This is a genomic window from Arenibacter catalasegens (assembly GCF_002909235.1).
GTDB lineage: Bacteria > Bacteroidota > Bacteroidia > Flavobacteriales > Flavobacteriaceae > Arenibacter > Arenibacter catalasegens.
In genome coordinates this window covers 1-25,821 of the sequence record NZ_PHQQ01000021.1, presented here as the reverse complement: position 1 = coordinate 25,821, position 25,821 = coordinate 1, and the positions used below count along the sequence as shown (strand labels likewise).

At 37.8% G+C, this 25,821-nt stretch carries 26 protein-coding genes and 1 rRNA gene; 17 read left to right on the top strand and 10 right to left on the bottom strand.

Going from position 1 to position 25,821, the window contains the following annotated elements:
- Positions 1-74: 74 nt before the first annotated feature.
- From ligA to CWD90_RS15590, 4 genes are all read right to left on the bottom strand, one after another.
- A complete protein-coding gene (ligA, locus tag CWD90_RS15605; RefSeq protein ID WP_103477012.1) occupies positions 75-2,069 on the bottom strand; it encodes an NAD-dependent DNA ligase LigA in 1,995 nt (664 codons plus the stop codon).
- Positions 2,070-2,651: an LOG family protein gene (locus CWD90_RS15600; protein ID WP_103477011.1), complete on the bottom strand. Its 582-nt coding sequence runs from the start codon at positions 2,649-2,651 to the stop codon at positions 2,070-2,072.
- Positions 2,652-2,755: 104 nt separating this feature from the next.
- Positions 2,756-3,616, bottom strand: a complete 861-nt coding sequence (gene prmC, locus CWD90_RS15595; protein WP_103477010.1) for a peptide chain release factor N(5)-glutamine methyltransferase — start codon at positions 3,614-3,616, stop codon at positions 2,756-2,758.
- Between the two features lie 9 nt (positions 3,617-3,625).
- Positions 3,626-4,153 (bottom strand): GNAT family N-acetyltransferase, encoded by a 528-nt coding sequence (locus CWD90_RS15590; protein WP_103477009.1) that lies wholly within the window; start codon positions 4,151-4,153, stop codon positions 3,626-3,628.
- A gap of 42 nt (positions 4,154-4,195) precedes the next feature.
- On the opposite strand from CWD90_RS15590, the gene ribD reads away from it, so the two are divergent.
- Genes ribD through CWD90_RS15570 form a run of 4 tightly spaced genes read left to right on the top strand, consistent with a single transcriptional unit; the run spans position 4,196 to position 7,326 of the window.
- On the top strand, positions 4,196-5,245 hold the full coding sequence (ribD, locus tag CWD90_RS15585) for a bifunctional diaminohydroxyphosphoribosylaminopyrimidine deaminase/5-amino-6-(5-phosphoribosylamino)uracil reductase RibD (RefSeq protein WP_103477077.1): 1,050 nt from the start codon (positions 4,196-4,198) through the stop codon (positions 5,243-5,245).
- Positions 5,238-5,840 (top strand): HAD family hydrolase, encoded by a 603-nt coding sequence (locus CWD90_RS15580; RefSeq protein WP_103477008.1) that lies wholly within the window; start codon positions 5,238-5,240, stop codon positions 5,838-5,840. Before ribD ends, CWD90_RS15580 begins: the two co-directional genes overlap by 8 nt.
- A gap of 1 nt (position 5,841) precedes the next feature.
- Complete coding sequence (locus CWD90_RS15575) at positions 5,842-6,705, top strand: DMT family transporter (protein ID WP_103477007.1); 864 nt, start codon at positions 5,842-5,844, stop codon at positions 6,703-6,705.
- A gap of 9 nt (positions 6,706-6,714) precedes the next feature.
- The gene (locus CWD90_RS15570) at positions 6,715-7,326 is read left to right on the top strand and encodes an IMPACT family protein (protein WP_103477006.1); all 612 of its coding nucleotides are present in this window, start codon (positions 6,715-6,717) and stop codon (positions 7,324-7,326) included.
- On the opposite strand, the gene CWD90_RS15565 is transcribed toward CWD90_RS15570, so the two are convergent.
- Positions 7,315-7,713, bottom strand: coding sequence for an acyl-CoA thioesterase (locus tag CWD90_RS15565; protein ID WP_103477005.1), 399 nt, complete (start codon positions 7,711-7,713; stop codon positions 7,315-7,317). The two genes, CWD90_RS15570 and CWD90_RS15565, sit on opposite strands and share 12 nt — an antisense overlap.
- A 199-nt stretch (positions 7,714-7,912) precedes the next feature.
- On the opposite strand from CWD90_RS15565, the gene dnaA reads away from it, so the two are divergent.
- Genes dnaA through CWD90_RS15550 form a run of 3 tightly spaced genes read left to right on the top strand, consistent with a single transcriptional unit; the run spans position 7,913 to position 10,542 of the window.
- On the top strand, positions 7,913-9,337 hold the full coding sequence (gene dnaA / locus CWD90_RS15560) for a chromosomal replication initiator protein DnaA (RefSeq protein ID WP_103477004.1): 1,425 nt from the start codon (positions 7,913-7,915) through the stop codon (positions 9,335-9,337).
- A 13-nt stretch (positions 9,338-9,350) separates the two neighbouring features.
- Entirely contained in the window at positions 9,351-9,809 is a 459-nt protein-coding gene (locus CWD90_RS15555; RefSeq protein ID WP_103477003.1) for a low molecular weight protein-tyrosine-phosphatase, read from the top strand.
- Positions 9,810-9,819: 10 nt separating this feature from the next.
- Positions 9,820-10,542: an SAM-dependent methyltransferase gene (locus CWD90_RS15550; RefSeq protein WP_239986538.1), complete on the top strand. Its 723-nt coding sequence runs from the start codon at positions 9,820-9,822 to the stop codon at positions 10,540-10,542.
- Between the two features lie 53 nt (positions 10,543-10,595).
- Here the strand turns inward: CWD90_RS15550 and CWD90_RS15545 are convergent, their stop codons facing one another.
- The 4 genes from CWD90_RS15545 to dapF all read right to left on the bottom strand — a co-directional run bounded on the left by CWD90_RS15545 (position 10,596) and on the right by dapF (position 13,718).
- Positions 10,596-11,225 (bottom strand): hypothetical protein, encoded by a 630-nt coding sequence (locus CWD90_RS15545; protein WP_103477002.1) that lies wholly within the window; start codon positions 11,223-11,225, stop codon positions 10,596-10,598.
- A gap of 156 nt (positions 11,226-11,381) precedes the next feature.
- The gene (gene mltG / locus CWD90_RS15540; protein ID WP_103477001.1) at positions 11,382-12,425 is read right to left on the bottom strand and encodes an endolytic transglycosylase MltG; all 1,044 of its coding nucleotides are present in this window, start codon (positions 12,423-12,425) and stop codon (positions 11,382-11,384) included.
- On the bottom strand, positions 12,425-12,949 hold the full coding sequence (locus tag CWD90_RS15535) for a GNAT family N-acetyltransferase (protein ID WP_103477000.1): 525 nt from the start codon (positions 12,947-12,949) through the stop codon (positions 12,425-12,427). Before CWD90_RS15535 ends, mltG begins: the two co-directional genes overlap by 1 nt.
- Positions 12,936-13,718 (bottom strand): diaminopimelate epimerase, encoded by a 783-nt coding sequence (gene dapF, locus CWD90_RS15530; RefSeq protein WP_103476999.1) that lies wholly within the window; start codon positions 13,716-13,718, stop codon positions 12,936-12,938. Before dapF ends, CWD90_RS15535 begins: the two co-directional genes overlap by 14 nt.
- A 126-nt stretch (positions 13,719-13,844) precedes the next feature.
- Between dapF and CWD90_RS15525 the strand changes: the two genes are divergently transcribed.
- From CWD90_RS15525 to CWD90_RS15480, 10 genes are all read left to right on the top strand, one after another.
- Positions 13,845-15,239: a S1C family serine protease gene (locus tag CWD90_RS15525; protein WP_103476998.1), complete on the top strand. Its 1,395-nt coding sequence runs from the start codon at positions 13,845-13,847 to the stop codon at positions 15,237-15,239.
- Positions 15,240-15,755: 516 nt separating this feature from the next.
- Entirely contained in the window at positions 15,756-16,376 is a 621-nt protein-coding gene (locus tag CWD90_RS15520; protein ID WP_103476997.1) for a tRNA (guanine-N1)-methyltransferase, read from the top strand.
- Positions 16,377-16,720: 344 nt separating this feature from the next.
- Positions 16,721-17,398, top strand: coding sequence for a tRNA (guanosine(37)-N1)-methyltransferase TrmD (gene trmD / locus CWD90_RS15515; protein WP_103476996.1), 678 nt, complete (start codon positions 16,721-16,723; stop codon positions 17,396-17,398).
- Positions 17,399-17,631: 233 nt separating this feature from the next.
- Positions 17,632-17,982, top strand: a complete 351-nt coding sequence (gene rplS, locus CWD90_RS15510; RefSeq protein ID WP_103476995.1) for a 50S ribosomal protein L19 — start codon at positions 17,632-17,634, stop codon at positions 17,980-17,982.
- Positions 17,983-18,669: 687 nt separating this feature from the next.
- Positions 18,670-20,889, top strand: a complete 2,220-nt coding sequence (locus tag CWD90_RS15505) for an NADP-dependent isocitrate dehydrogenase (protein WP_103476994.1) — start codon at positions 18,670-18,672, stop codon at positions 20,887-20,889.
- Between the two features lie 121 nt (positions 20,890-21,010).
- Positions 21,011-23,386, top strand: coding sequence for a TonB-dependent receptor (locus CWD90_RS15500; RefSeq protein WP_103476993.1), 2,376 nt, complete (start codon positions 21,011-21,013; stop codon positions 23,384-23,386).
- Positions 23,387-23,390: 4 nt separating this feature from the next.
- Positions 23,391-24,230, top strand: coding sequence for a DUF4249 family protein (locus CWD90_RS15495; protein ID WP_103476992.1), 840 nt, complete (start codon positions 23,391-23,393; stop codon positions 24,228-24,230).
- Positions 24,231-24,266: 36 nt separating this feature from the next.
- Positions 24,267-24,503 carry a DUF6095 family protein gene (locus CWD90_RS15490; RefSeq protein ID WP_103476991.1) on the top strand — a complete coding sequence of 79 codons (237 nt, stop codon included), beginning with the start codon at positions 24,267-24,269 and terminating at the stop codon, positions 24,501-24,503.
- Between the two features lie 203 nt (positions 24,504-24,706).
- On the top strand, positions 24,707-25,228 hold the full coding sequence (locus tag CWD90_RS15485) for a 5' nucleotidase, NT5C type (RefSeq protein WP_103476990.1): 522 nt from the start codon (positions 24,707-24,709) through the stop codon (positions 25,226-25,228).
- A gap of 159 nt (positions 25,229-25,387) precedes the next feature.
- Positions 25,388-25,585 (top strand): hypothetical protein, encoded by a 198-nt coding sequence (locus CWD90_RS15480; RefSeq protein ID WP_103476989.1) that lies wholly within the window; start codon positions 25,388-25,390, stop codon positions 25,583-25,585.
- Between the two features lie 117 nt (positions 25,586-25,702).
- Here CWD90_RS15480 and rrf read toward each other — a convergent pair.
- Positions 25,703-25,814 (bottom strand): 5S ribosomal RNA (gene rrf / locus CWD90_RS15475).
- Positions 25,815-25,821: the final 7 nt, after the last annotated feature.

The following is a 25,821-nucleotide window of genomic DNA, read 5'->3' as shown; positions in this document are numbered from 1 at the left end:
TTTTTAAACTTCATAACCTCCCTAAACTATCTGTAACAAACATTGATTATCATCATTCTTCATAGCAGGCAAAATTATAGCATGCCCATAAAATCGGTCTCCGAGATAATGGGCACTCCCAGGCTTTCGGCCTTGGTCCTTTTGCTAGGCCCCATCTTATCGCCCGCCACAAGATAAGAAGTTTTTGAAGAAATACTAGACCCCACTTTTCCGCCGTTATCTTCAATCAATTTTTTAAGTTCATCCCTACTAAGGTTTTCAAAAACACCTGACACCACTAAGGTCTGTCCTTTAAACAAGTCGGTCTGATTTAGTAGTTTATCTGCCGACACTTCAAATTGTACACCGTATTCCCTTAATCTAGCAATAATATCGGTATTAATGCTGTTCTGAAAAAATGAGACCACACTTTCAGCAATACGTTGGCCAATCTCGTCTACACCTATCAATTCCTCCTCTGTAGCGATCATCAGGGCATCTATATTTTTATAGGCCTTTGCCAGTTTCTTGGCAACGGTTTCACCTACGAACCTGATTCCTAAGGCAAACAACACCCTCTCGAAAGGAATTTTGACCGATTCAGCAACCCCCTTTACCAAATTTTCGGCCGACTTTTCAGCCATGCGTTCCAAGGGTATAATTTGTTCCTTGGTAAGTAAATATAGGTCCGCATAATTTTTAATTAATCCTTCCTTAAAAAGAAGCTCAACAGTTTCTCCTCCCAGACCTTCTATGTCCATTGCCTTGCGGGAAATATAATGCTGAATACGGCCAGTAATCTGTGGAGGACAACCATATTCATTGGGGCAATAGTGCTTGGCATCTCCCTCGGTACGATCCAAAAGGGTATTGCACTCTGGGCAATGATCTATGTAGTTGGTGGGCATAGAATCCGAAAGTCTTTTACTAAAATCGACCCCAACGATTTTTGGAATTATCTCCCCTCCTTTTTCTACAAAAACGGTATCCCCCACCCTAATGTCGAGCTTTTCTATTTGGTCGGCATTATGAAGGGAAGCCCTTTTTACGGTAGTACCTGCCAAAAGTACGGGCTCCAAATTAGCCACTGGGGTTATGGCTCCTGTCCGCCCCACCTGGTATGTAATCTCATTTAATCTGGTAGAAACCTGCTCTGCCTTAAACTTATAGGCCATTGCCCAACGTGGAGATTTGGAGGTATACCCCAATTCTTCCTGGTGTTGTATGCTATTCACTTTAATGACCACCCCGTCGGTCTCATAAGGCAATTCATGTCTATGCTTATCCCAATATTCCACAAATTCCAGAACGTCATCCGTGGTCTTGCATAATTTAGCCGCCTTAGGCACCTTAAATCCCCAGTTTCTTGCTTTTTCCAACATTTGAAATTGAGATTCTAAGCCTAAATTTATTCCAACCATACCGTACAACAAACAATCTAGGGGACGTTCTGCAACAAGGGCACTATCCTGCAATTTCAAACTACCTGAGGCCGTATTACGAGGGTTCATATAAGGGTCCTCGCCATTCTCGATCCTTTCCTGGTTCATCTTTGCAAACCCCTCAAAAGGCAATACGATCTCCCCGCGAATATCAAATTTAGGTGGATAATCCCCTTTCAATTGAAGGGGTACCGACCTAATCGTCTTAATGTTATTGGTAACATCATCGCCCTGAAACCCGTCTCCACGGGTCAGTCCACGTACCAACCTGCCATCTTGATAGGTTAAACTTATGGAAGCCCCATCGTATTTTAGTTCACAGGTAAATTCTACAGGTGCATCACCTAATATTTTTTGAATTCGTTTTTCCCAATCCTCCAGGTCCTCTTTGGAATAGGAATTGTCCAGGGAATACATGCGGTGTTCATGAACCAATGTTTCAAAATTCTTGGTGATGGCCCCACCTACCCTTAATGTTGGGGAACTAGCATCATAAAATTCAGGATGTTTTTCTTCCAACGCCTGCAGTTCCTTTAGTTTCATATCAAACTCATAATCTGAAATAGCGGCATTGTCCAGCACATAATAATTATAATTATGTTCCCTAAGCTCAGTTCTAAGGCTTTCTATCTTCTGTTTAATTTCCATTTAAAGCTGTTCCTTTTTAATCCATTTTGGCAACGGCAAGGGTTGATAGTTTTTCATTTTATTCAAAAGTCCGTCAACAGAATTATCTACTAGCAATATATCGTAATATTCCTGTTTTAAGAACCCCTTACTTACCATAGTACGTAACATAGCAAGCAATTCATCATAAAACCCGTTGACATTCAAAAGTCCAATTGGTTTTTGATGGAGGCCTAATTGTGCCCAGGTAATCATCTCGAATAATTCCTCCATGGTACCATATCCCCCAGGAAGCGTAATAATTCCATCGGAAAGGTCGTGCATCCTTAATTTACGTTGATGCATGTTTTCGGTAACTATAAGCTGTGTAAGTCCATCATGGAATACTTCCTTCATTTTTAAAAAATCTGGGATAACGCCAATAACTTTTCCATTATTTTCTAGGGCACCTTGCGCCAATTTACCCATAATGCCTATTTTGGCGGCACCATATACTAAGGTAATTCCTCCTTTGGCCAAGCTCGCCCCAAGCTTATAGGCGCCTTTTATTATTTCAGGATCATTGCCCTCACTACTTCCACAAAACACAACTATCCTTTTCATTTCATATATATCTTACCTATTAAAAAAAGTAGGTGATTATTTAATTATAATTCCCCTTACAAATAGCCCCCATACTACCGTATCCATTCGCTATATTTAAAAGATTACAAATTAATCATCCCTCTTAACATTCTATCGTTCCCGAACATGTCCTTTCTGAGTTCAATTTCCGAAAAATTTTCATTTTCCAAAAGCTGTTTTGTCTCATTACCCAAAAATTGGTTTATCTCAAAGAACAAAACACCATTGGCCTTTAAATGATCAACGGCAAATTGGACAATTTTTTTATAAAAAATTAAAGGGTTTTCATCTGAAACAAAAAGTGCCGATCCAGGTTCGTAATCCAATACATTATTTTTCATTTCTACTTTTTCCAATTCCCTGACATAGGGAGGGTTAGATACAATTACATCGAATTTTTCTTTAAAATCCAATTTAGCCAGTATATCCGCCTCAATAAACTCGACGATGACATTATTTTCCTTTGCATTCTGTCTTGCCATTCCAATGGCTTTTTTTGAAATATCTATGGCAGCTACTGTAGCGTTTGGCAGGTTTTTAGCAAGGGAAATGGCAATACACCCACTTCCTGTACCAATATCCAATATTTTAATCTCGTTGCCGCTACCTAACTTTTGTACATGGTCTAGAATCCAATACACCAATTCTTCGGTTTCCGGCCTTGGAATCAAGACATTTTCGTCTACATAAAAATCGAGGTCACAAAAATGGGATTTCCCTAAAATATGTTGAATGGGACGCTCCTCTTTTAATTGGCTCAAAGCACTAAACAAAGGTTCCTCCTTTGCTTTGGGCACTACCAGATTAGGTTCCATGACCAAAACAAATTTCTCCAATCCCATATAATGATCAATGACCATATAAAAAAAACTATCTACTTCTTCTTTTGGAAAAAGGGAATCTAGTTCTAAATGATAAATATTTTTAATCTCCTTTAATAACATGCTTAAAGTTTAGCCAACAGTTAATTCCCCTTTTATCTTGCATTGTGCTTTTCTATAAACTTTTAGCATCCAAACAGGGCATGAATAATGGCCGGTATTACCCATAGGCCCATTAATATATTGAAACCCGGTTTTTAAATATAATTTTTGGGCATCCTCCATATAGGGCATGGTTTCCAAATAACATTGCTCATAACCATATTCAATCGCCCTATTTAGACAAACATTAATCATCTTAAGGCCTAACCCCCTGCCCCTAGCTTCTTCTAAAAAATACATTTTTTGCAATTCACATACATTCCCTTCATAATTTTCCAATTGGGCAATTCCTGCACATCCTAGGATATGACCATTTTCTTCGACCACAAAATAATCGGCCCTTGAAACATTATAATTATCATACATCCGCTCCAAAGCTTTATCGGCATAGGCAGTACCCACTTTAGGCACTCCCAAATCTTCCAATACTTTCCTTATCACCCTTGCAACCTCCTCATTATCATTGGGCTGAATTTCCCTTATAATAGTGACTAACATTTGTTTATCAATAATATACCTATATTGTTCTATTTTTACGAAGTGAAGATACACGAAAAATATATTTCAAGATGCATACAACTGGCCAAAAATGGACTGGGAACAACCTTCCCCAATCCAATGGTGGGCAGTGTAATTGTCCTAGACGACAAAATTATTGGGGAGGGCTACACTAGTCCTTATGGTGGTCCCCATGCCGAAGTCAATGCCATAAATTCAGTAAAAGATTTAGCGCTTTTAAAAGACGCTACTATATACGTAACCCTTGAACCATGTTCCCATCAAGGAAAAACTCCACCCTGTGCAGACCTTATCATAAAACATGGAATACCTCATGTGGTTATTGGTCTTTTGGATCCACATGAAAAAGTAGCGGGTAAAGGCATTGAAAAACTAAGGGCTTCGGGCTGCCAAGTTACGGTTGGTATTCTAGAAAAAGAGTGCTGGGAACACCATAGGAGATTTTTGACCTATCATACCCAAAAAAGACCATACATAATTTTAAAATGGGCAGAAACAGCCGATGGATTTATAGCGCCGAACCAAGAAAAAAGAAATAGCCATCTTGAGCCTTTTTGGATTACCAACCAGTACTCCCAGCAATTGGTCCACCAATGGCGAAGTCAGGAACAGGCCATTTTAGTGGGCACCAACACTGTATTGGCCGATAACCCCAAACTAAATGTGCGTCATTGGAAAGGTAAGGATCCCATTAGAATTGTTTTGGACAGGGAATTAAAAATAAATAGCAAATACCATGTATTGGACGGTAGCGTAAAAACCATCATCCTCAGCGGCCATGATCATAAAAAGTCCGAGGGCGAAATTTTATATGAGGAAATTGATTTTAGAAATAATATAGCTCCTCAAATTTGCACCATTCTCTATAAACATAACATATTGAGTGTCATTATTGAAGGAGGGGCCAAAACACTTCAGAGCTTTATAGATACGGAACTATGGGATGAAGCCAGGGTATTTAAAGGCAAAACTACATTTGGGGAAGGTCTAAGAGCTCCAGTAATCCATGGTATTACCACTTGTGAAAAGCAAATAGAATCAGATACACTAACACTCATTAAACATGATTAAAAACATCATATTCGATTTTGGTGATATATTTATCAACTTAGACAAACAGGTAGTTTTTAAAGCATTGGAAAATAAAAATATCCAAGAATTTCTACCTAAATATCATTCCATAAATGAGGAATTTGAAGTTGGCAAGATCGACCCTCAGGAATTTGTAGACTTATTGCAACCAGATTTTCCCCACCTCACATCCAAATCGATCATCGATATTTGGAATTCCATGTTGTTGGATTTTCCTGAATATCGTCTCAACTTTTTAGAAAACCTGGATAAAGAAAAAAAATATAGACTATTCCTTTTAAGCAATACCAATGCCTTGCACATCCCCCATGTGAGTCAGATTATGGGCGCGGAAAATTATAGGCGTTTTAAACATTCGTTTGAACAATTTTATTTGTCGCATGAAATTCAATTGCGGAAACCCAATGCGGAAATATTTCAATATGTGCTCGATCAAAATAACCTGGTGCCAGAGGATACCCTTTTTATAGACGACACCAAAGAAAATACGGATGCTGCCAAAAAACTAGGGATAAAAACTTGGAACCTACAGGTAGGCGTGGAAGATGTTATACAATTAAAGGATAAACTTTAACATGTTGGACCTAGGTTTAAGTGTACTGTTTTCCAGTTCCATTTTTGTTGTTTTTAAATTGTTTGATACTTATAAGGTTGAAACCCTATATGCCATCATAATTAATTATGTTGTTGCCTCATCAGTAGGATTACTTTTGTACGAAAAAAATATTGTTCTCTTGGAAATCCCTACAAAACCGTGGTTTCTGGGCACTATGGTTTTGGGTATTTTGTTTATCCTCGTATTTAATCTTATGGCCGCTACCTCCCAGAAAAATGGGGTATCCGTTGCATCGGTAGCCACTAAGATGTCGCTCGTAATTCCAGTTATCTTTGGTTTGCTGGTATATGATGAAAAACTAGGATCATTAAAATCCTTAGGTATTCTCTTGGCCCTTGCCGCCGTCTATTTCGCTTCTGTAAAGAAAAGGGATATTTTGATAAAGAAAAGCGTCCTGGTACTTCCCGCCCTGGTTTTTATTGGTTCTGGCGTCATAGACACCAGCATTAAATATTTGGAGGAAACACTAGTTCCTAAAGAGGAGTTTTCCCTGTTTTCCGCAGTAGTTTTTGGTTCTGCAGCGGTAACCGGCATTATTTTTATCGCTATCAAATCCTTTAAAAAAAGGTCTACACCAAGTATTACAACTGTACTTGGCGGGATCGGGCTTGGCATTCTAAATTATTTTTCAATATATTACCTCTTGCGTGCACTACAGCACGAAGACCTTAACAGTGCTTCTGTGTTTACAATAAATAATGTAGCCATTGTTATGTTCTCCACCCTTTTGGCGGTTATACTCTTCAAGGAGCGTATCAGCACCAAAAATTGGATGGGTATTTCACTAGCGATTATCAGTATTATCCTAGTCGCTTTTTTTTAATGGTACAATATGGAGTCTGACACGTACAAAACTTTGGAATCACCCTCAAAGGAGGTTTTATTCAAAGAACGCAAAAGCAAGTTTTTCGGATATGCTTTCCCAATAAGGAACGAGGAAGAGGTAAAGCCCCTAATTGAGGAAATAAGAAAACACCACCACACGGCCAACCATGTTTGCTATGCCTGGCAATTGGGGTTTATGGATGTCAACTATAGGGCAAATGATGACGGCGAACCCAACAATTCCGCCGGAATGCCAATTTATGGGCAAATACAGTCATTTGAAGTTACAAATATCCTTGTGGCAGTGGCGCGTATTTTTGGCGGCACCAAACTAGGGGTCGGAGGACTGATATCCGCCTACAGAACAGCAGCACAAATGGCGCTTGATGCTGCTGAAATAATTGAAAAGACACTGCAGCAAAGATATCTGCTTAGGTTTGACTATTCGGACATGGACAAGGTAATGCGAACCATTAAGCAATATCAAATGGAAATAATCGGCCAAAAAATGGAAATGGACTGCGTTATTGAAATATCCGTTAGAAGAAATGACGCCGATCTTACGGAAAATATTTTTGAGTCTCTGTATCCTGTAAAAATAGAAAAACTAGATCTCTAGGTTATCCAGTATATAGCTTGGACATTTTATGGGCCTATTTGTCTTCTTATCTATAAAAGCCAAAACTGTATTAGCTTCAATCAACAATTCCTTGGCCTCATTACGAATCTCATAGTCAAATTCTATTCTAACCATCGGTCTCTTTCGAATAAAAGTCTTTACCGTTAAAAGATCATCGTAAACCGCAGATTTTTTATATACAATGTTTAAGGAAATTACAGGCAACATTATTCCGTTTTCTTCCATCGTTTTGTAGGAAATGCCCATAGACCTTAGCCATTCTACCCGTCCCATCTCCAGATATTGCGGGTAATTCCCATGATAAACTACACCCATTTGATCCGTTTCGCCATATCTAACCCTAAAAGAAAATTCATTATAATCCATGTTATTCCGTGTAAAACCTTTATATTTAAAAGTGTGAAAATATTGTGGTACAACATGAGAAAAAAAAATAGAAAATTCAACCACTTTGGATTTTTTTTTTAGAATAATTGTTCACATATTTGCCCACTTGATAATGTCACTTAACCTGACTTCATATCATCAGTAATTTACACTAACCAAAAAAAAGAAAACATTAAAAATGAGTGTTACTGCAACGTCCGTATGGAACCATTGTTTGGGCTTTATTAAAGACAATATCCAACCGCAGGCATTCAAAACTTGGTTCGAGCCAATAAAACCTGTTAAACTTTCCGATAATGCCTTGAGCATTCAAGTTCCCAGTAAATTCTTTTATGAATGGCTTGAGGAACACTACGTTAAACTTTTAAAAGTTGCGCTCACTAAAGAATTGGGTGAGACGGCCAAATTGGTGTACATCATTAAAATGGAAAACACTTATGGCAACCGTGAACCTTTTACCGAAAAAATACCGAGTTCCAATAGGTCTCACGTAGAGCCCCAAGAATTGGACGTCGCCATAAAATCCAAAAATCCGGAATTAAAGAATCCTTTTGTAATTCCAGGAATTAGAAACATAAAAATTGAATCTCAATTAAATCCCAATTACAATTTCGACAATTTCCTTGAGGGTGATGCTAACAGATTGGCCAGATCTGCCGGTATGGCGGTTGCCAACAAACCAGGCGGAACATCCTTTAATCCCTTATTGATTTTTGGTGGTGTTGGTTTGGGAAAAACACATTTGGCACATGCCATAGGTGTAGAGATCAAAGATAAATACCCGGAAAGGACGGTCTTATACATTTCGGCTGAAAAATTCACACAACAATACATAGAATCCGTAAAGAAAAACACTAGGAACGATTTCATCCATTTCTACCAGTTAATTGATGTGCTTATCATTGATGACGTACAGTTCTTATCTGGAAAGTCAGGGACCCAGGATGTTTTCTTCCACATTTTCAATCATTTGCACCAAAATGGCAAACAGGTAATCCTAACTTCGGACAAAGCTCCTGTAGATATGCAGGACATCGAACAGCGTTTGCTGTCCCGTTTTAAATGGGGATTATCCGCAGAGCTTCAAACACCCGACTACGAAACAAGGATATCGATCTTAAAAAACAAACTGTATCGCGATGGCGTAGAAATGCCGGAAGATATAATAGAGTACGTTGCCAAACACATAAAAACCAATATTCGAGAGCTGGAAGGGGCCATAATTTCCTTAATTGCCCAATCCTCCTTCAACAAAAAAGAAGTTACTCTTGAATTGGCACAATTGGTAGTAGAGAAATTTGTAAAGAATACCAAAAGGGAAGTATCCATTGATTATATCCAAAAAGTAGTTTCTGACTATTTCGAAATGGATGTAGCCACTTTACAGTCCAAAACCAGAAAAAGACATATTGTACAAGCCAGACAATTGGCCATGTTCTTTGCCAAAAAATTCACTAAAGCCTCCCTGGCAAGCATCGGATCCCAAATAGGAAAAAGAGACCATGCTACAGTTCTGCACGCTTGCAAAACCGTGGACAACCTTGCAGAAACCGATAAACAATTCCGAAAATATATAGACGATTTAACAAAGAAGTTTTCCTAATATTGACATTAGCATGAGAACCAAAGTCCTTATGGTGTGCTTAGGAAATATCTGCAGGTCACCTTTGGCCGAAGGTATTCTAAAAAGCAAACTGGATGGGGACAAATTCTTTGTGGATTCAGCAGGTACCGCCAGTTATCATATTGGAAAAAAACCTGATATTCGCTCTATTTCAATAGCTAAAAGATATGGGATCGATATTAGCCAACAGCGATGTAGGCAATTCACTCACAAAGATTTTAGCGATTTTGACCACATTTTTGCTATGGACAATAGTAATTATGAAAACATAATTTCTCTCGCCAAAAGTAAGGACGAAAAAGCAAAAGTGAATTTATTGCTTCAGAAATCAAATTCGATCAACAAGGAAGTCCCAGATCCATATTACGGAGGGGACGATGGTTTTGATGAAATATTTCGTTTAATAGATTCGGCATGCAACATTATTGCCCCAGACTTAATGCACAAATAATTTTACACCTATGAACCAAACAATGGGCAATATTGGAAAACTGTATTTAATCCCAACCACCTTGGGCGATAATGAACCCTTAGAGGTGCTGCCAATATCCATTAAAAGGACTATTGAACAAATTGATCACTACATAGTAGAGAATGAAAAAACTGCTAGGCACTTTATAAAAAAGATAAGTTCTAAAAAATCCCAACCCAATTTACACATTAACCTACTCAACAAATTTACCGAGCCAGAAATACTTCCTTCTTTTTTAGACCCATGTTTTGAGGGATATAATGTAGGAATACTATCAGAAGCAGGTTGTCCCGGAATAGCGGATCCAGGAGCGGACATTGTGAGTATTGCGCATCAAAAAGGAATACAGGTAGTGCCATTGGTGGGCCCCTCCTCTATTCTATTGGCCCTTATGGCCAGCGGCTTAAATGGTCAAAGTTTTGCTTTCAATGGTTATTTACCTATTGAATCCAGTGAAAGAAAAAAGAGTATCAAGAAGTTGGAAAAATTGTCCAGAGATTACGATCAATCACAAATTTTCATTGAAACGCCCTATAGAAACGATAAACTTCTTGCCGAATTAATAAGAACACTTGCGCCACAAACCTTAGTTTGCATTGCCTGTGACATTACTTTACCCACAGAATATATCGCCACAAAAAAAGTGTCGGATTGGCAAGGAACATCTGTTGACCTTCACAAGAGGCCCACTATTTTTATTATCCACGCATAAAAAAACCCCAACAATCTTGTTAGGGTCCTTCCATTTTCATAATTATAAACTCTTTATATCCTTGGATTTCTTTTCGGTGTTACATGGGAAATATCATAACCTGAGAATTTTTTGATATAATATGAAACCGATGACCCAAAGTCGTCATCCACATTTAATGCCCCAGAGGACCTTAGGTACTTCTTTACATTCCCCGCTCCCGCCAAATGGGCAGCAGCCAGAATTCCCGATTCCGTAATCTCCTGGCCATTAATTACCAAGCCAACAAAACGCTTAATATCCCTTCTCAAAATCCACTTATTCCTAGAAAGATTGGTATGAAATACCCTTTCCTGTAAAATTGGATCATTTAGAAATAATGTAGCGTTGTAAACACCCAGAAGTTCCAGGGTACCAATACCAAATTGATACTTTCCTAAATAACCTAAAGCGTTGGTAGTAAAATAATTTCCTTGAGATTCCTTAAAGGCTAATGCCTCTTTAAACCCATTGTAGGATGTTCCTAAAAAGGGTGGCGCAGCCATAGTTGTTTTTAAAATAGTTTTGTGTTTGGGATACAAAACTTCGGTAGGTCCGTTTACTCTAAAAGCCTCGGGAATCACCATTTTAACTGGTTTAAACCCATAACTAATAAGAATAAAAATCATGATAACGGGGAACAAATAACTTGTCCACTTTCTCATATATTTGTTTTCTTAAGACTTACAACAAAAAAGCGTTTGCTTAAATTTCACTTGACAAAGATATGCCCGATTTTTAAAAACCGACCTATTTTAACGCAACTTTGTACAAAATGTTATAAATATTGGATGAATGACAACTATATAAGGACCATTGGTTCACCTGATAATCTTTTGACTATTGATCCATCGGACATACTGCTCTTTATTGCGGTTATGTTGCGCCAATGTCTTTGCAAACTTGTGATAACCAAAGTTTTCCACATTTGCGACAAAGTAATAATACTCATGCCTTTCAGAATTTAAAACGGCATCTATAGCCGTAATGTCGGGCATGGCAATGGGACCAGGAGGCAATCCGGCTACCTTATAGGTATTATAAGGTGAGTCCAATTCCAAATCTTTGTACAGTACCCTTTTTATAATGGTATCAAAATTACCTGAGTGTCGTTTTATGGCATAAATAACGGTAGGATCCGCCTGAAGCTTCATTCCTGTTCTCAACCGGTTAAGATATACTCCTGCTACCCTAGGCCTTTCATCTACCTTTGCGGTCTCTTTATGTACTATGGAAGCCAAAGTAATGACTTCTGAAGAGGTTAATCCCAAAGATTTTGCCTTTTCTTGGCGTTTATCGTTCCAAAACCTAGCATATTCCTTTAACATCCTTTCCCTAAATCCTTCAGCCGAAGTATTCCAAAAAAACTCATAACTATTCGGAATGTACATCGCCAAGGCAGTCTTATCATTGAACCCGTTGTTCCTTAAAAAATCTTGATCAATAAAGTTACTCAGCAAAGTGATACTGTCCGCTTCAATCTGCAGCGATATTCTTCCTGCCAAATCTGCCAAGGTTTCCTGGTTGTTAAAAGCAACCTTAACAGGAATATTGCCACTTCTCAAGGAATTTACGATATCATTATTGTTCATCCCTTTTTTTATGGCATATTTTCCTGCTTTTACATTATCGCTATAACCCTTTTTATCGGCGGCCGACCCAAATGTTTTCAAATCCTTCAATAGCGGCTCCATAATTTCCTCTACTTGTTCAAAGTTTGAATCTGAAGGGATATGGACGTAAGCTACCTCATTGTCAAATTGAGTATTTGATATAAAAAAGGCGCTGTAAACCATATAGGCAAAAACACCGCCAACCAACATTCCCGCAATAACAATAACCAGTAAAATTTTCTTTATAGACATTAGTTATTTATCTTTTGAAACAATATTTCATTTTTAAAAGTACCGTTGGTATAGATCCAATCTTTTTTTACACCTACTTTTTCGAACCCCAGTTTAGAAAACAAATGTATACTGTTGGCATTATCCTCCAATACATTTGCATAAATCTGTCTCATGCCCAAAACCGAAAAAGTATATTTGGTAAGAATCCCAATCGCTTCAGCGCCCACGCCTTTGTTTCTGTCAACCTTGCTGCTCACTATAATTCCCATTCCCACCCTTAAATTCTTGGGGTCAAAATCAAATAAATCTATTAAACCAACTACGGTCCCTTTCATATTGCAGATGCATAACCGCAATTGCTTTACCTCATAAATGTCTTTATAGGCATTTTCTAAATATAGATTTAATACATGTTTAGAATAAGGTGCTGTGGTACCACTTATTTCCCATATTTCAGGATCGTTTTCCAGTTTATATAGAAAATCCAAATCTTCTGGCTCCAAGCCCCTTAAATATATATGCTCCCCTTTAAGACTCAACATTTATCCCTCCTTTAAAAACAAGTTGTGCAGGGCCGGTAAGCCAAATCTGGTTATATCCATTTTCTTTGCTTTTGAAATTCACTTCGAGCGTACCACCGGGTGTAACTATTTTTACACTATTGCTGTTGGTTTTACCCGAATGGTGCATGGCCAGGGCCACAGCGGTAACTCCAGTTCCACAGGATAGTGTCTCATCTTCAACTCCACGTTCATAGGTCCTCACATTAAAGGTATCCTCTCCTGCTTGATCCACAAAGTTAATATTACTTCCCTGCTCACCATATACCCCGTAGCGAAGCTTTTCACCTTCTTTACGAACATTAAAATCCTTAAGACCATCTACCAACTGCACGTGGTGGGGAGAACCCGTATTTAAAAACAAAGAATTGGCTTTAACCTTTATTTCTTTTACCTCCTGCATTTCCAAACTAACAATACCATTTTCTATAGTAGCATTATGAAGTCCGTCTACAGCCATAAATGAGGTGTTTTTATCTACGATACCCAAATAATTGGCGAAGGCCACAATACACCTGCCCCCGTTGCCACACATGGAACTTTGCCTGCCATCTGAATTATAATAGACCATTTTAAAATCCGTTGTCTTATCATTTTCCAATAAAATAAGTCCATCGCCGCCAATGCCAAATCTTCTATCACATAAAAATGAGACCAATTCAACATTGTCTTTTGGGAAAACCTTCTGGCGATTATCAATGATTACAAAATCATTTCCCGTTCCTTGGTATTTATAAAAATTCAATAGCATATCGTAAATTATAACGCAAAGATATAATTTTATTAAGGTTTTATTATCAGTTAAAAACGCGTTAAACCCGAATTATTGGTATAGAATTATGTTAATTTTACAAGAGCAAATTAAAAAAATGTTTTTATGAAGAGATTTGGAAGTTTATTATTGGTCGCTGTTTTTGCAGGTGCTATTACTTTAGGTGCTTACAAACTTTTTTTAGAGAAACCCAACTATGCAGTAATCCAGGAGGAAAACGGGGCAAAGATGTTTACAACTAGTTACACCGCAACCTCTGCAAAGGGATCTGGCATTAACGAAATTGATTTTACAATAGCGGCACAAAACACTGTGAATGCTGTAGTACACGTTAAAAATGTTTCTGCAAGCAAAGGCCCATCCAGTATAATGGAGTATTTTTACGGTTACAGCGGCAGTCAAACACCTCAGGTAGGAACTGGTTCTGGAGTAATTATCTCACAGGACGGTTATATTGTTACTAACAACCACGTAATTGCCAATGCCGATCAATTGCAGGTTACATTAAATAATAACAAAACGTATGACGCTGAGCTAATCGGCACAGACCCTAATTCGGATATTGCCCTTATAAAGATTGCGGTTGACAGGCAATTACCTTATCTGGCATTTGGAGATTCGGACAACACCAAGGTGGGAGAATGGGTGTTGGCTGTCGGGAATCCCTTTAATTTAACCTCCACGGTTACAGCTGGAATCGTTAGTGCCAAAGCTAGGGCATTGGCCAGTCTGGATCAGTCATTTATACAAACAGATGCAGCTGTTAATCCTGGGAATAGCGGTGGGGCTTTGGTAAACACCAATGGTGACCTCATAGGAATCAACACCGCAATTACCTCACAAACCGGCTCCTATGTAGGGTATTCCTTTGCAGTACCAAGTAATATTGCAAAAAAAGTGGTAGAGGACATCATGGAATACGGCAATGTACAGAAAGGCATTCTAGGCATCAATACCGTCCCCATGAACAGTCCGTATGCCGTTGAAAATGGCATAAACGAAATTGATGGGGTTTATATCGCTGGTGTCGAGGAAGATTCCGGTGCATTTGATGCCGATTTAAAAGAAGGCGATATTATAAAAAACATCGACAATGTTGAAATTCACAAATTCGCGGACCTAATAGGCTATATATCTTCCAAAAGACCAGGAGATGAGCTTTTGGTTACCGTATTGCGTAACGAAGAGCGCATGGATTTCCCCGTAATGCTTAAAGAAAGACAAACCATCATAATTCCTGTTTTGGGTTTTGAGGTCAAAAACTTGACCGAGGATGAGAAAAAGAGCTTTAAGACCAAGAAAGGGGTTAAGATTATTGGTGTCCCTGAAACATATAGAAATTATGGATTTGAAGGAAAGGTTTTACTTTCCTTTGGGGATGATGAAATAAATAATATTCAGGATGCCAAAAGCAAATTTGGTAAAATTTCTAGATATGATAGAGCAAGTATTACCATGTTGAATAAAAAAGGAGAAAAAGAACGCCTAATAATACAATAAAAACGAAGATATAGACGAGCGCCCCAACCGGGGCGCTTTTTTTATGCATTTATTTTAAAGAAAACGTTTAAAATCTATAATTTTATACAAAACCCATTAAATCCACAAAACCTATGATCACTGCTCAATTACATGAAAAAGAATTAGATTACGAAGCAGTAAGAGAAAGGCAATCACGAAACTGATTAATAGTAAGTAGCATTAAAAACCACAGTTATAAAATATGCACAGGAAGGCAACTGGTGAAACAATTAAAGTACCCCCTCAACATCGAACTGGATTAAACAGGTATAGTTGAAACTTCGGCACCGGCTATTTATGACATCTTGCAAAGTACATTGTAAAAGTCCGCAGTAAAACTTATTATTAATAATTTAATTTGAACATAATAAATTGTAAAATAGTCGGTTATCCTAATTGGTAAATAGTACGTTGTAATCCATTTTTTTTTAATTATGGGAATATTAAAGTATTTTAGCCCTCTCTAAATCATTATTAACAATAAGAATTACATAAATGAAAATATCGAGAATACTCTTTATCGTAATGGCTCTATTGTCATTTAACCTACACTTTGCCCAAGATTCCGAGGAGGAAGATAAACTTTCCTTGGATGAAGGCCCAATTAGTTCCCAATTTGAATACGTCTCCAAAAAATCAGGTAATTATAGAGCCGATGGTATAAGGTATGAGGTTGTAAAAGAATTTAACTTGGGTAAATTGAGACAGAATGTACTGGACTCTATTAATGCCTTTAATAAAAAGGTCAATGAACTCAATGGCACTATTACAGGTCATGTTGAAACAATTGAATCATTGAACAAAAAATTGGCAGAAACCACAAACAACCTTTCTTCTGTTACAGAGGAAAAGGATAGTATGTCGTTTTTAGGAATTCTAGTGGCAAAAAGCACCTACAATTTTATCCTTTGGACTATTATCGCTGGATTATTACTGTTTCTATTATTTTTTATATATAAATTCAGAAATAGCAATATTCTTACCCAAGAAGCTAAATCAACTCTTGCAGAAGTGGAAACCGAATATGAGGACCACCGACGAAGAGCTCTGGAAAGGGAGCAAAAAATTAGCAGGCAGCTCCAAGACGAGATCAATAAACACAAAAAATCCAAATAATATGGTAGGCTCCAAAAATGGAGCCTATTTTTTTTTGGCTTTAACAATGTCAGAAGTGCCCTAAACCATTTGGGTCAGGATTTAAATAGTTTTGTGATGTTTTTCTAATGCTAAGCCAACAACAAAATTTGACTATTAGCTTTTTGGAATTACATGCCATCTTGTAACTTTTCTGATAATCCTATTTGTAATTGGGTCTGTAGAAAATAAATCTTACAATTATTTAAGAGCCTAATCATAACATCCTAAATAACAGGACCAAATTTTAAATATAGAGGATTGCTGCTAATTTCACTACTTTTGAACACGCCTTGAAAAAACATTAATTGTTATTTATTTTACCCATGCGAATAGATATAATTACCGTATTGCCGGAATTACTTAAAAGTCCGTTTGAAGCGTCCATTCTAAAAAGGGCTATTGAAAAAGGCATTGTGGAAGTGCATATGCATAATTTAAGGGATTATACCGATAAAAGCTACAATCAGGTTGATGATTATCAGTTTGGAGGCGGTGCCGGTATGGTCATGATGATCGAGCCCATCGACAAATGTATTTCTGCATTAAAAAGTCAACGCGAATACGATGAAGTTATTTATATGACCCCGGATGGAAAAACTTTGAACCAAAAAATAGCCAATGGGCTGTCTTTGCTAAACAATGTAATTATTCTATGTGGCCACTATAAGGGTGTAGACCAACGGGTCAGAGATCTATTTATAACCAGGGAAATATCTATCGGCGATTATGTATTGTCTGGTGGAGAGTTGGGGGCAGCAGTGCTTTGCGATACCGTTATTAGGTTAATCCCGGGAGTACTGAACAACGAAACCTCGGCCCTTACAGATACATTTCAAGATAACTTGCTTGCCCCACCCGTATATACCAGACCTGCAGAGTATAAGGGATATAAAGTTCCAGATATTTTACTAAGCGGTAACTTTCCTGAGATAGAAACATGGCGGGAAGACGAGGCTTACAAAAGAACAGAACAGCTACGTCCCGACTTGCTAAGTGAATAGTCCCGTTATATAATCTAATAGCTTGTTCAAACGGACGTCAATGTAAATGCTTAAAATTCCACATACACTAATAAATGGTCGAATAGCCAAACCGAACATTTTTAGTGGATATTTACGATAAAAAGTTCATAATCACTTGTAAAATATAAATAATTGATTAATTTTGCACTCCATTAAATCAACCTCTGACGATAATCGTGAAAGTTGGCTTGAGCAAACATTAATAAATTACAATGGAAGAGTTATTAAAATTTGTAGAAAACGAATTTGTCCAGAAAAAAGATTTTCCAAAATTTTCAGCTGGAGACACCATTACTGTCTACTACGAAATTAAGGAAGGTGAAAAAACAAGAACACAGTTTTTTAAAGGTGTTGTTATCCAAAGAAGAGGATCAGGGGCAACCGAAACATTTACTATCCGTAAAATGTCCGGAACAGTTGGTGTAGAGCGTATTTTCCCAATTAATATGCCCGCTTTGCAAAAGGTTGAAGTCAATAAAAAAGGTAAAGTCCGTAGATCACGTATATTCTACTTTAGAGGTCTTACCGGTAAAAAAGCAAGAATTAAAGAGGTTCGCTCTTAATAAGTATAGTCAATATAGAAAAAGCACCCTTACTCATTGTAAGGGTGCTTTTTTCATTTATGAACATTTGTTTAAAACTAAAGTTTACAACATGTTGATAATAAATCCTTTACAATGCTTGGTTTTTAAATAAATATTAGCTACTTTTAATATGTGGCTGGTAATTCGTTACACGGATTAATGAATGTCATATAAAGTTTACGTTCTTTATCTCCTTGTTATTTGTCCTTTTATTGTGTTCAACATAATAAATTGCGGTCAAATCATTTACTTGCTTTAGTAGGTAGTTGAATTTGTGGATATTTTGATATTGTTAGTGTGAAATCTAGGTTGTGCATTAAGAATAACAAATATTTAAACATTGAGGAGGAACATTTTTGTCGCTTGGTTGAATTATTAAGGACGAAATGTTTCAAACGTTGAAATAGCGACGCAAATGCAATCAATGGTTGCCGTTTTGTAAAAAGCAAAACAACAAGTTTGTAAACTATTTCTAGAAAGCCATATCAAGGTAATTATACATTGATATGGCTTTTATTTTTGATGTAATATCAGCTTCATTATAAAGAATATTACCTTCTCTTCTTTTCACCTGTACATTTAGGCAATATTATAGCTCTTCCCTGTTTATTTGGCATATTTAAAATTGTATATTTGCTCCGCTTAAACTTAAAAATCTTAATTATAATGCCAAAAATTTTATATACCAAAACAGACGAGGCCCCTGCATTAGCAACACAATCATTTCTACCTATTATCAAGGCATTTACAAAAACAGCTGGAATAGATGTCCAACTTAAAGATATTTCTCTAGCCGGTAGAATAATTGCAGTGTTTCCAGAATATTTAAAAAAGGAACAGCAGATTTCGGACGATTTGGTAGAATTAGGTAATTTGGCCAAAATGCCTGAAACCAACATAATTAAACTTCCCAATGTAAGTGCCTCCGTTCCACAATTGCACGAAGCCATTACAGAATTGCAAAGTAAGGGTTATAATGTTCCAAGCTATCCGGATAATCCAAAGAATGATATTGAGAAGGACGTAAAGCTCAGATATGACAAAATAAAAGGAAGTGCCGTGAATCCTGTTTTGCGGGAAGGCAACTCTGACCGTAGAGCACCTAGAGCTGTAAAGAATTATGCCAAGAAGCATCCACATTCCATGGGTGCCTGGAGTTCAGATTCCAAAACCCATGTAGCCACTATGACTCATGGCGATTTTAAATCCAATGAAAAGTCGGTTACACTTAAGGAACCTACGTCCATTAATATAGAACTTACTAAAACCAATGGCTCTAAAGTTTTACTAAAAGAGAATATTAAACTTCTGGAAGGTGAAATAATAGACGCCACTGTACTAAGTAAAAATGCACTAATAACCTTCCTACAAGAGCAAGTAAAAGACGCTAAAGAAAAAGGAGTCTTGCTTTCCGTGCATTTGAAAGCTACGATGATGAAGGTTTCAGACCCCATTATCTTCGGTCATGCCGTAAAAGTATTTTTCGACGATGTTTTCAAGAAACACAGTACCACATTTAACAATATTGGAATCAATGCCAATGATGGACTGGAAAATTTACTTAAAAAAATAAAGGTCCTTCCCGATACTGAAAGACAACAAATAGAATCGGATATTGAAAATTCCATTAAAAATGGTCCTAACTTGGCCATGGTAAATTCGGATAAAGGCATTACCAATCTACATGTTCCAAGTGATATTATTATTGACGCTTCCATGCCTGCCATGATACGTAGTTCAGGTAAAATGTGGGATTCCAAGGGAAAAGCTCAAGATACCAAAGCTGTAATCCCAGATAGTAGTTATGCCGGAATATATACCGAGACCATAAACTTCTGCAAAAAACATGGTGCCTTTGACCCAACTACTATGGGAACGGTACCCAATATAGGATTAATGGCCCAAAAAGCGGAGGAATACGGGTCACATGATAAAACTTTTGAAATTAAAGCCAACGGTAAGGTTTCCGTAATTGACGTTAATTCCGGAAAAATTCTAGTTGAGCACAATGTAGAGGCTGGAGATATTTGGAGAATGTGCCAGGTAAAGGATGCCCCTATCCAAGATTGGGTAAAACTTGCCGTATCTAGAGCTAGAGCAACTAATGTACCCGCTATATTTTGGTTGGATGAGAATAGGGCACATGATTTGGAGCTAATTAAAAAGGTGAATTCTTATTTAACCGATCATGATACTTCTGGATTGGATATCAGGATCATGTCTCCAGAAAAAGCTACCGTATTTACTTTGGAAAGACTTAAGGATGGCAAGGATACTATATCGGTATCCGGCAATGTGCTAAGAGATTACCTAACAGATCTTTTCCCCATTTTAGAAGTGGGTACCAGTGCAAAAATGTTATCCATTGTTCCTCTTATGAACGGCGGTGGACTTTTTGAAACAGGCGCTGGTGGCTCCGCTCCCAAACACGTACAACAGTTTTTATCCGAAGGACATCTAAGGTGGGACTCTTTAGGCGAGTTTTTGGCCCTTGGGGTTTCTTTGGAGTTTTTTGGTGAAAAAAACAACAATACACAGGCATTGGTCCTTGCCGATGCGTTGGATAAGGCAACCGAGCAATTTTTGGAAAACGACAAATCCCCATCAAGAAAAGTTGGAGAACTGGACAATAGGGGAAGTCATTTTTATTTGGCACTATATTGGGCGAATGCTTTGGCCCAGCAAAACAAGGACCAAGAACTTAAAACCGTTTTTACCCCTATTGCTGAAAAGCTTTCCAAGGGGAAGGATGAAATTCTTAAACAGTTAAGTGATGCCCAGGGGGCAGCAGTCAATATTGGAGGTTATTATTTACCGGACGCCGATCTTATAAGTAGGGCCATGAGACCTAGCAAAACATTTAATTCCATTTTGGAAACCATATAAACAAATAATCACTTTAATTAATAGACCTTTTCAACCTCTGAGAAGGTCTTTTAGCTTAATGTCATTGCAAACTTTTTTCCATCATAAAAATTATCAATACATTTAAGGAAAATTGCCTTTAATGGGGAAAAATCTATTTCTACCTTTTTATATTCTACTAATTTTTTCCGTAAATATATTTTCCCAGGAGCGGTTCACGTTAAGTGGCACGGTTACCGAAATATCCAGTAACGAAACCCTAATCGGGGTCACTGTTGCTGTACCATCATTAAGTACTGGTGTTATCACCAATGAATACGGTTTCTACTCTATTACATTACCCCAGGGAAGCTACGAGGTTCAATTAAGTTCATTGGGATACCAAGATATTGTCCAAAATATAGACCTGTCCTACGATCAAAAAATAAACTTTCAATTGCTTGAAGTTGCAGAGCAACTCGAAGAAGTGATCGTTACGGAGAATGTGGAAAAATTAAATATCCGTAAACCACAGATGAGTGTTAACTCACTTTCGGTGGAAACCATAAAGAACATACCCGTTATTCTAGGTGAAGCCGATATCATCAAGTCTATTCTACTACTGCCTGGCGTTAGCAATGCTGGTGAGGGCTCTTCGGGCTTTAATGTTAGGGGAGGCTCCGTAGATCAAAACCTTATTCTCTTGGACGAGGCCACTATTTTTAATTCCTCCCACCTTTTCGGTTTTTTCTCAGTCTTTAATCCAGACGCCATAAAGGATGTAAAACTATTCAAAGGGGGAATCCCTTCCCGTTATGGCGGTAGGGTCTCTTCCGTATTGGAGATTTTTCAAAAAGAAGGAAACAGTAAAGAGCTAAAAGTTAATGGCGGTATCGGAGCGGTTGCCAGCAGGCTTTTGGTTGAAGGACCAATCATTGAGGACCAAGCTGCCTTTTTAATTGGTGGCCGGGCGTCCTACGCACATCTGTTCCTTCCGCTCTTCGATGTTGACAATACCGCGTATTTCTACGATTTAAATACCAAGTTGAATTTTAAATTAAATGAGCAGAATAATATATATTTTTCGGGATACTTTGGAAGGGATGTTTTTGGTATAAGCGATAGTTTTGTAAATACCTATGGCAACGCTGTCCTTAATTTCAGGTGGAACCACTTATTCTCGGACAAACTATTCTCTAATCTATCTCTAATCTATTCTGATTATTACTACGGTTTAAAACTCGATTTTGTTGGCTTTAAATGGAATTCAGGAATCCAAAATTTCAATCTGAAATACGATTTTAAGCATTATTTGAGCAATAATTTTCAAATAAACTATGGAATCAATAATATATATTATCGCTTTAATCCTGGGAAGATCGAACCCAGTGATTCGGAATCGGGGATTATAGAAAATCAGTTGATCCAAAAATATGCCAACGAATTTGCAATATATGTAGATATTGAGCAGGACATTACGAAACAATTACGTTTACAATACGGATTACGTCTCAGTAATTTCATGCGCTTAGGTCAAGAAGAACTCAATATCTATGAGGAAAACAACTCTGTCTATTTTGACCCATTTCTACAAATCTATAAGGAGGCAGATCCCATAGATGTAATTAAGCCCAAACGAAATGAGCGTTTGTCAACTTTTACCCATTTTGAGCCCCGTTTGGCCTTGGCCTATACACTGGACACTAATAATTCTATAAAAGCCAGTTACACAAGATTGACACAATACCTCCATCTGCTTTCCAATACCAGTTCCCCTACTCCGCTAGATGTTTGGACACCAAGCGGTCCCTTTGTAAAGCCGCAATTATTGGATCAGTACGCCCTGGGTTATTTCAAGAACTTAAAAAACGGGGATTATTCATTGGAGACAGAAGTTTTTTATAAGGATATACAAAATCGCATAGATTATATAGATGGTGCCAATTTAATTGCGAATGATGCTATAGAGCAGGTAATCCTGAACGGGGAAGCCAGAGCTTATGGATTTGAGTTCCTGCTACGGAAAAACCATGGGAGATTCCAGGGTTGGCTAGCATACACCCTATCAAAATCGGAACAAAAAACTCCCGGCAGAAATATATCGGAACCAGGGATTAATTCAGGAAAATGGTATAATACGCCTTACGATAAAACTCATGATTTTTCCTTATATGCCAATTATAAATTAAATGAAAAGTGGAGCTTTAATAGTAATTTTGTTTTTCAGACTGGTCAACCCACCAATTATCCAATTGGCCAATTCGAATTCCAAAATTTAGCGGTGCCTTATTATGGTCCAAGAAATATGCAGCGGCTGCCTGCCTATCATAGAATCGATTTTTCTGCCACACTTACACCTCGAAAAAACAAGGGTCGAAAGCTTAAATCCGAATGGGTTTTTAGTATCTATAACCTATACAATAGAAGGAATGCAGCCTCGATCGGGTTTGGTCGCAATGGGGATACCGGAGTAAATGAAGCCGTCCGGACCTCCATCTTTGGTTTGGTACCTGCAGCTACCTATAATTTCAAATTCTAATGAAATGAAGAACATTTTATTTTTAACCCTTTATTTTTTAATTCTTGGTTGTCAGGATGTGATTGAGGTTGATCTTCCTACCGAAGAGCCAAGATTGGTCATTGATGCTTTGATCAGATTGGAAAACATGGACAACCCATCGGTATTAGTACGAATTAAGGCCAGTTTAACTAGTTCGTTCTTTGAAGAGGTACAACCAGCCCAACTACTGGGAATTACCCTCAGAAATATTCAATCAGGGGCTGTTTTAAACTTATTGGAATCTATTCCAGGCTCAGGTATCTATGAAAACGAATGGGATTTGGAAGAATTGACACGGGGTGAATTGGAACTCGGCATTAATCACGACAACCAAACCTATTTGGCCAAAACCAAATATGTTCCCGCCGTTCCCATAGATTCTCTGAAGCAAGGAACAACTACCCTTTTTGGAGATGATGAGACAGAAGTACTTGTTACTTTTACAGATAATGGGGAACGTGACGATTATTATTTATTCGATTTTGATTTTGGCGAATATTTAGTCACAGAAGATGAATTTTATCAGGGAAAGCGATTTCAATTTTCATTTTTTTATGATAGTAAAGTAGAAGAAGAAAGGGAAGTGATAATTAGTATTTTAGGGGTAGATCAGGATTTTTATAATTATATGAATCAATTAATTTTTCAGAGCGGACCGGACACTGGCCCCTTTAGTAGCCCAGCCACCACCGTGAAAGGTAATATCATTAATATTACCAACGAAACTAATAATATAGGCAATGGTTCATTAAGCACTAATTTTGCGCTGGGTTATTTTGCTGTATGCCAGACTTTTTCGGACTCCCTTATAATAAAAAAATAATCCATTTAATTTAAGACGATCCCTAATATCATCACTATGAGAACAAATAAAGCGCTTTTACTAAAAGGCCTAAAATATATAGCCTATACTATTGCCCTAATGTTTACAGCCCCTCTTGTAATATATCAGGCTTTTAAAAATGAAGGCCATCCGTTGTATTGGCCAGTTTTGATTTTTGGTATAATATTGGCAATTGCCGCTATTAGCCTTGGTTTTTACAGTATAAAACTAATTATGGATGCACTTTTCAACAAGGACAATAGGCAGGATTAATTATTACCTACCATATTCAACGTAACTATTGCTGCAACATCCTTTTAAGGCAGGACCACTCTAAAGCGATCGAAGTAAAATTATCCCTAACTCTCCAGCATCTTTAATTAAACCTCTCTCCTTCCAATTTCAAATCTTACCTGAATATAATGGTTCCTTACTTCAAAGGAAAATGGTTATTTTCGTAGTTAAAAATTATTTCAATGACTTTATTTGTAGATATGGACGAGGTGTTTGCCGATGCATATAACGCACACATAACACGATACAATGCGGAATTTAATGAAACCCTTTCTGAAATGGACTGCATGGGCCGGGAAGTTTGGCAGAGTGTCCCGGAAGAACGGCAATTTAGCATAAGGAGTCACGCCAGGACAGATGGTTTCTTTAGAGACCTAAAACCCATCAAGGACAGTAAAAAGGTTTTAAAGGAACTATCCTTAAAATATGATCTATATGTAGCCTCGGCTGCAATGGAATACCCTAATTCTTTAAGGGAAAAAAGTGACTGGTTGGACGAACATTTTCCTTTTATACATTGGAGAAATCGCATTCTCTGCGGTAGCAAACATATTCTATCTGGAGATATTTTAATTGATGATCGCAGTTACAATCTAGAACACTTTAAGGGCAGAAAAATATTGTTTACCTCCCCACACAATATACATACCACAGGATATGAACGTGCCGACAATTGGCTGGAAGTAGCCAATAAATTACTATAATATAAGATTTAGATAATTTAATATGGTTAATTTACTATAGCCGAAAAAGTACTTGGATTTAGGGCAAAAAAAAGTCCCTTCATCGTAGGCGGGGGGACTTCAAAAAAAGGCGGCGGCCTATTAATGACTGCCCATTGGCACAAACAAAGTGCAGTGGCCATGGAAGCAGGAATTGATCGTGCCAGGGGCTTGCCCTGGGTCCTAACCAAAAAAAAGCACCTACCATATACATGGCAAGTGCCTTCAAAAAAAGACGGAGGCCTATTAATGACTGCCCATTGGCACAAACAAAGTGCAGTAGCGGTGGTCGCAGGAACTGATCACGCCCTAGGCGTGCCATTCCATGACAGCCCGTAACTCCAGGTAGAATTTAGTGACAGGTTGTCGGATCGATATATTTAATGGAGGTCTCTTTTATGAAGAGTTTAGGACAAAAAAAAAGCACCTACCATATACATGGTAAGTGCTTTCAAAAAAAGGCGGCGGCCTACTCTCCCACTTGGTGTAGCAGTACCATCGGCGCAGACGGGCTTAACTTCCCTGTTCGGAATGGTAAGGGGTGGGCCCCGTCGCCATGGCCACCTAAAATCTTT

Coding starts and splice junctions, on each gene's coding strand:
- ligA (WP_103477012.1), bottom strand. CDS start 2,069: ATGGAAATTAAACAGAAGATAGAAAGCCTTAGAACTGAGCTTAGGGAA.
- CWD90_RS15600 (WP_103477011.1), bottom strand. CDS start 2,651: ATGAAAAGGATAGTTGTGTTTTGTGGAAGTAGTGAGGGCAATGATCCT.
- prmC (WP_103477010.1), bottom strand. CDS start 3,616: ATGTTATTAAAGGAGATTAAAAATATTTATCATTTAGAACTAGATTCC.
- CWD90_RS15590 (WP_103477009.1), bottom strand. CDS start 4,153: ATGTTAGTCACTATTATAAGGGAAATTCAGCCCAATGATAATGAGGAG.
- CWD90_RS15580 (WP_103477008.1), top strand. CDS start 5,238: ATGATTAAAAACATCATATTCGATTTTGGTGATATATTTATCAACTTA.
- CWD90_RS15575 (WP_103477007.1), top strand. CDS start 5,842: ATGTTGGACCTAGGTTTAAGTGTACTGTTTTCCAGTTCCATTTTTGTT.
- CWD90_RS15570 (WP_103477006.1), top strand. CDS start 6,715: ATGGAGTCTGACACGTACAAAACTTTGGAATCACCCTCAAAGGAGGTT.
- CWD90_RS15565 (WP_103477005.1), bottom strand. CDS start 7,713: ATGGATTATAATGAATTTTCTTTTAGGGTTAGATATGGCGAAACGGAT.
- dnaA (WP_103477004.1), top strand. CDS start 7,913: ATGAGTGTTACTGCAACGTCCGTATGGAACCATTGTTTGGGCTTTATT.
- CWD90_RS15555 (WP_103477003.1), top strand. CDS start 9,351: ATGAGAACCAAAGTCCTTATGGTGTGCTTAGGAAATATCTGCAGGTCA.
- CWD90_RS15550 (WP_239986538.1), top strand. CDS start 9,820: ATGAACCAAACAATGGGCAATATTGGAAAACTGTATTTAATCCCAACC.
- CWD90_RS15545 (WP_103477002.1), bottom strand. CDS start 11,225: ATGAGAAAGTGGACAAGTTATTTGTTCCCCGTTATCATGATTTTTATT.
- mltG (WP_103477001.1), bottom strand. CDS start 12,425: ATGTCTATAAAGAAAATTTTACTGGTTATTGTTATTGCGGGAATGTTG.
- CWD90_RS15535 (WP_103477000.1), bottom strand. CDS start 12,949: ATGTTGAGTCTTAAAGGGGAGCATATATATTTAAGGGGCTTGGAGCCA.
- dapF (WP_103476999.1), bottom strand. CDS start 13,718: ATGCTATTGAATTTTTATAAATACCAAGGAACGGGAAATGATTTTGTA.
- CWD90_RS15525 (WP_103476998.1), top strand. CDS start 13,845: ATGAAGAGATTTGGAAGTTTATTATTGGTCGCTGTTTTTGCAGGTGCT.
- CWD90_RS15520 (WP_103476997.1), top strand. CDS start 15,756: ATGAAAATATCGAGAATACTCTTTATCGTAATGGCTCTATTGTCATTT.
- trmD (WP_103476996.1), top strand. CDS start 16,721: ATGCGAATAGATATAATTACCGTATTGCCGGAATTACTTAAAAGTCCG.
- rplS (WP_103476995.1), top strand. CDS start 17,632: ATGGAAGAGTTATTAAAATTTGTAGAAAACGAATTTGTCCAGAAAAAA.
- CWD90_RS15505 (WP_103476994.1), top strand. CDS start 18,670: ATGCCAAAAATTTTATATACCAAAACAGACGAGGCCCCTGCATTAGCA.
- CWD90_RS15500 (WP_103476993.1), top strand. CDS start 21,011: ATGGGGAAAAATCTATTTCTACCTTTTTATATTCTACTAATTTTTTCC.
- CWD90_RS15495 (WP_103476992.1), top strand. CDS start 23,391: ATGAAGAACATTTTATTTTTAACCCTTTATTTTTTAATTCTTGGTTGT.
- CWD90_RS15490 (WP_103476991.1), top strand. CDS start 24,267: ATGAGAACAAATAAAGCGCTTTTACTAAAAGGCCTAAAATATATAGCC.
- CWD90_RS15485 (WP_103476990.1), top strand. CDS start 24,707: ATGACTTTATTTGTAGATATGGACGAGGTGTTTGCCGATGCATATAAC.
- CWD90_RS15480 (WP_103476989.1), top strand. CDS start 25,388: ATGGAAGCAGGAATTGATCGTGCCAGGGGCTTGCCCTGGGTCCTAACC.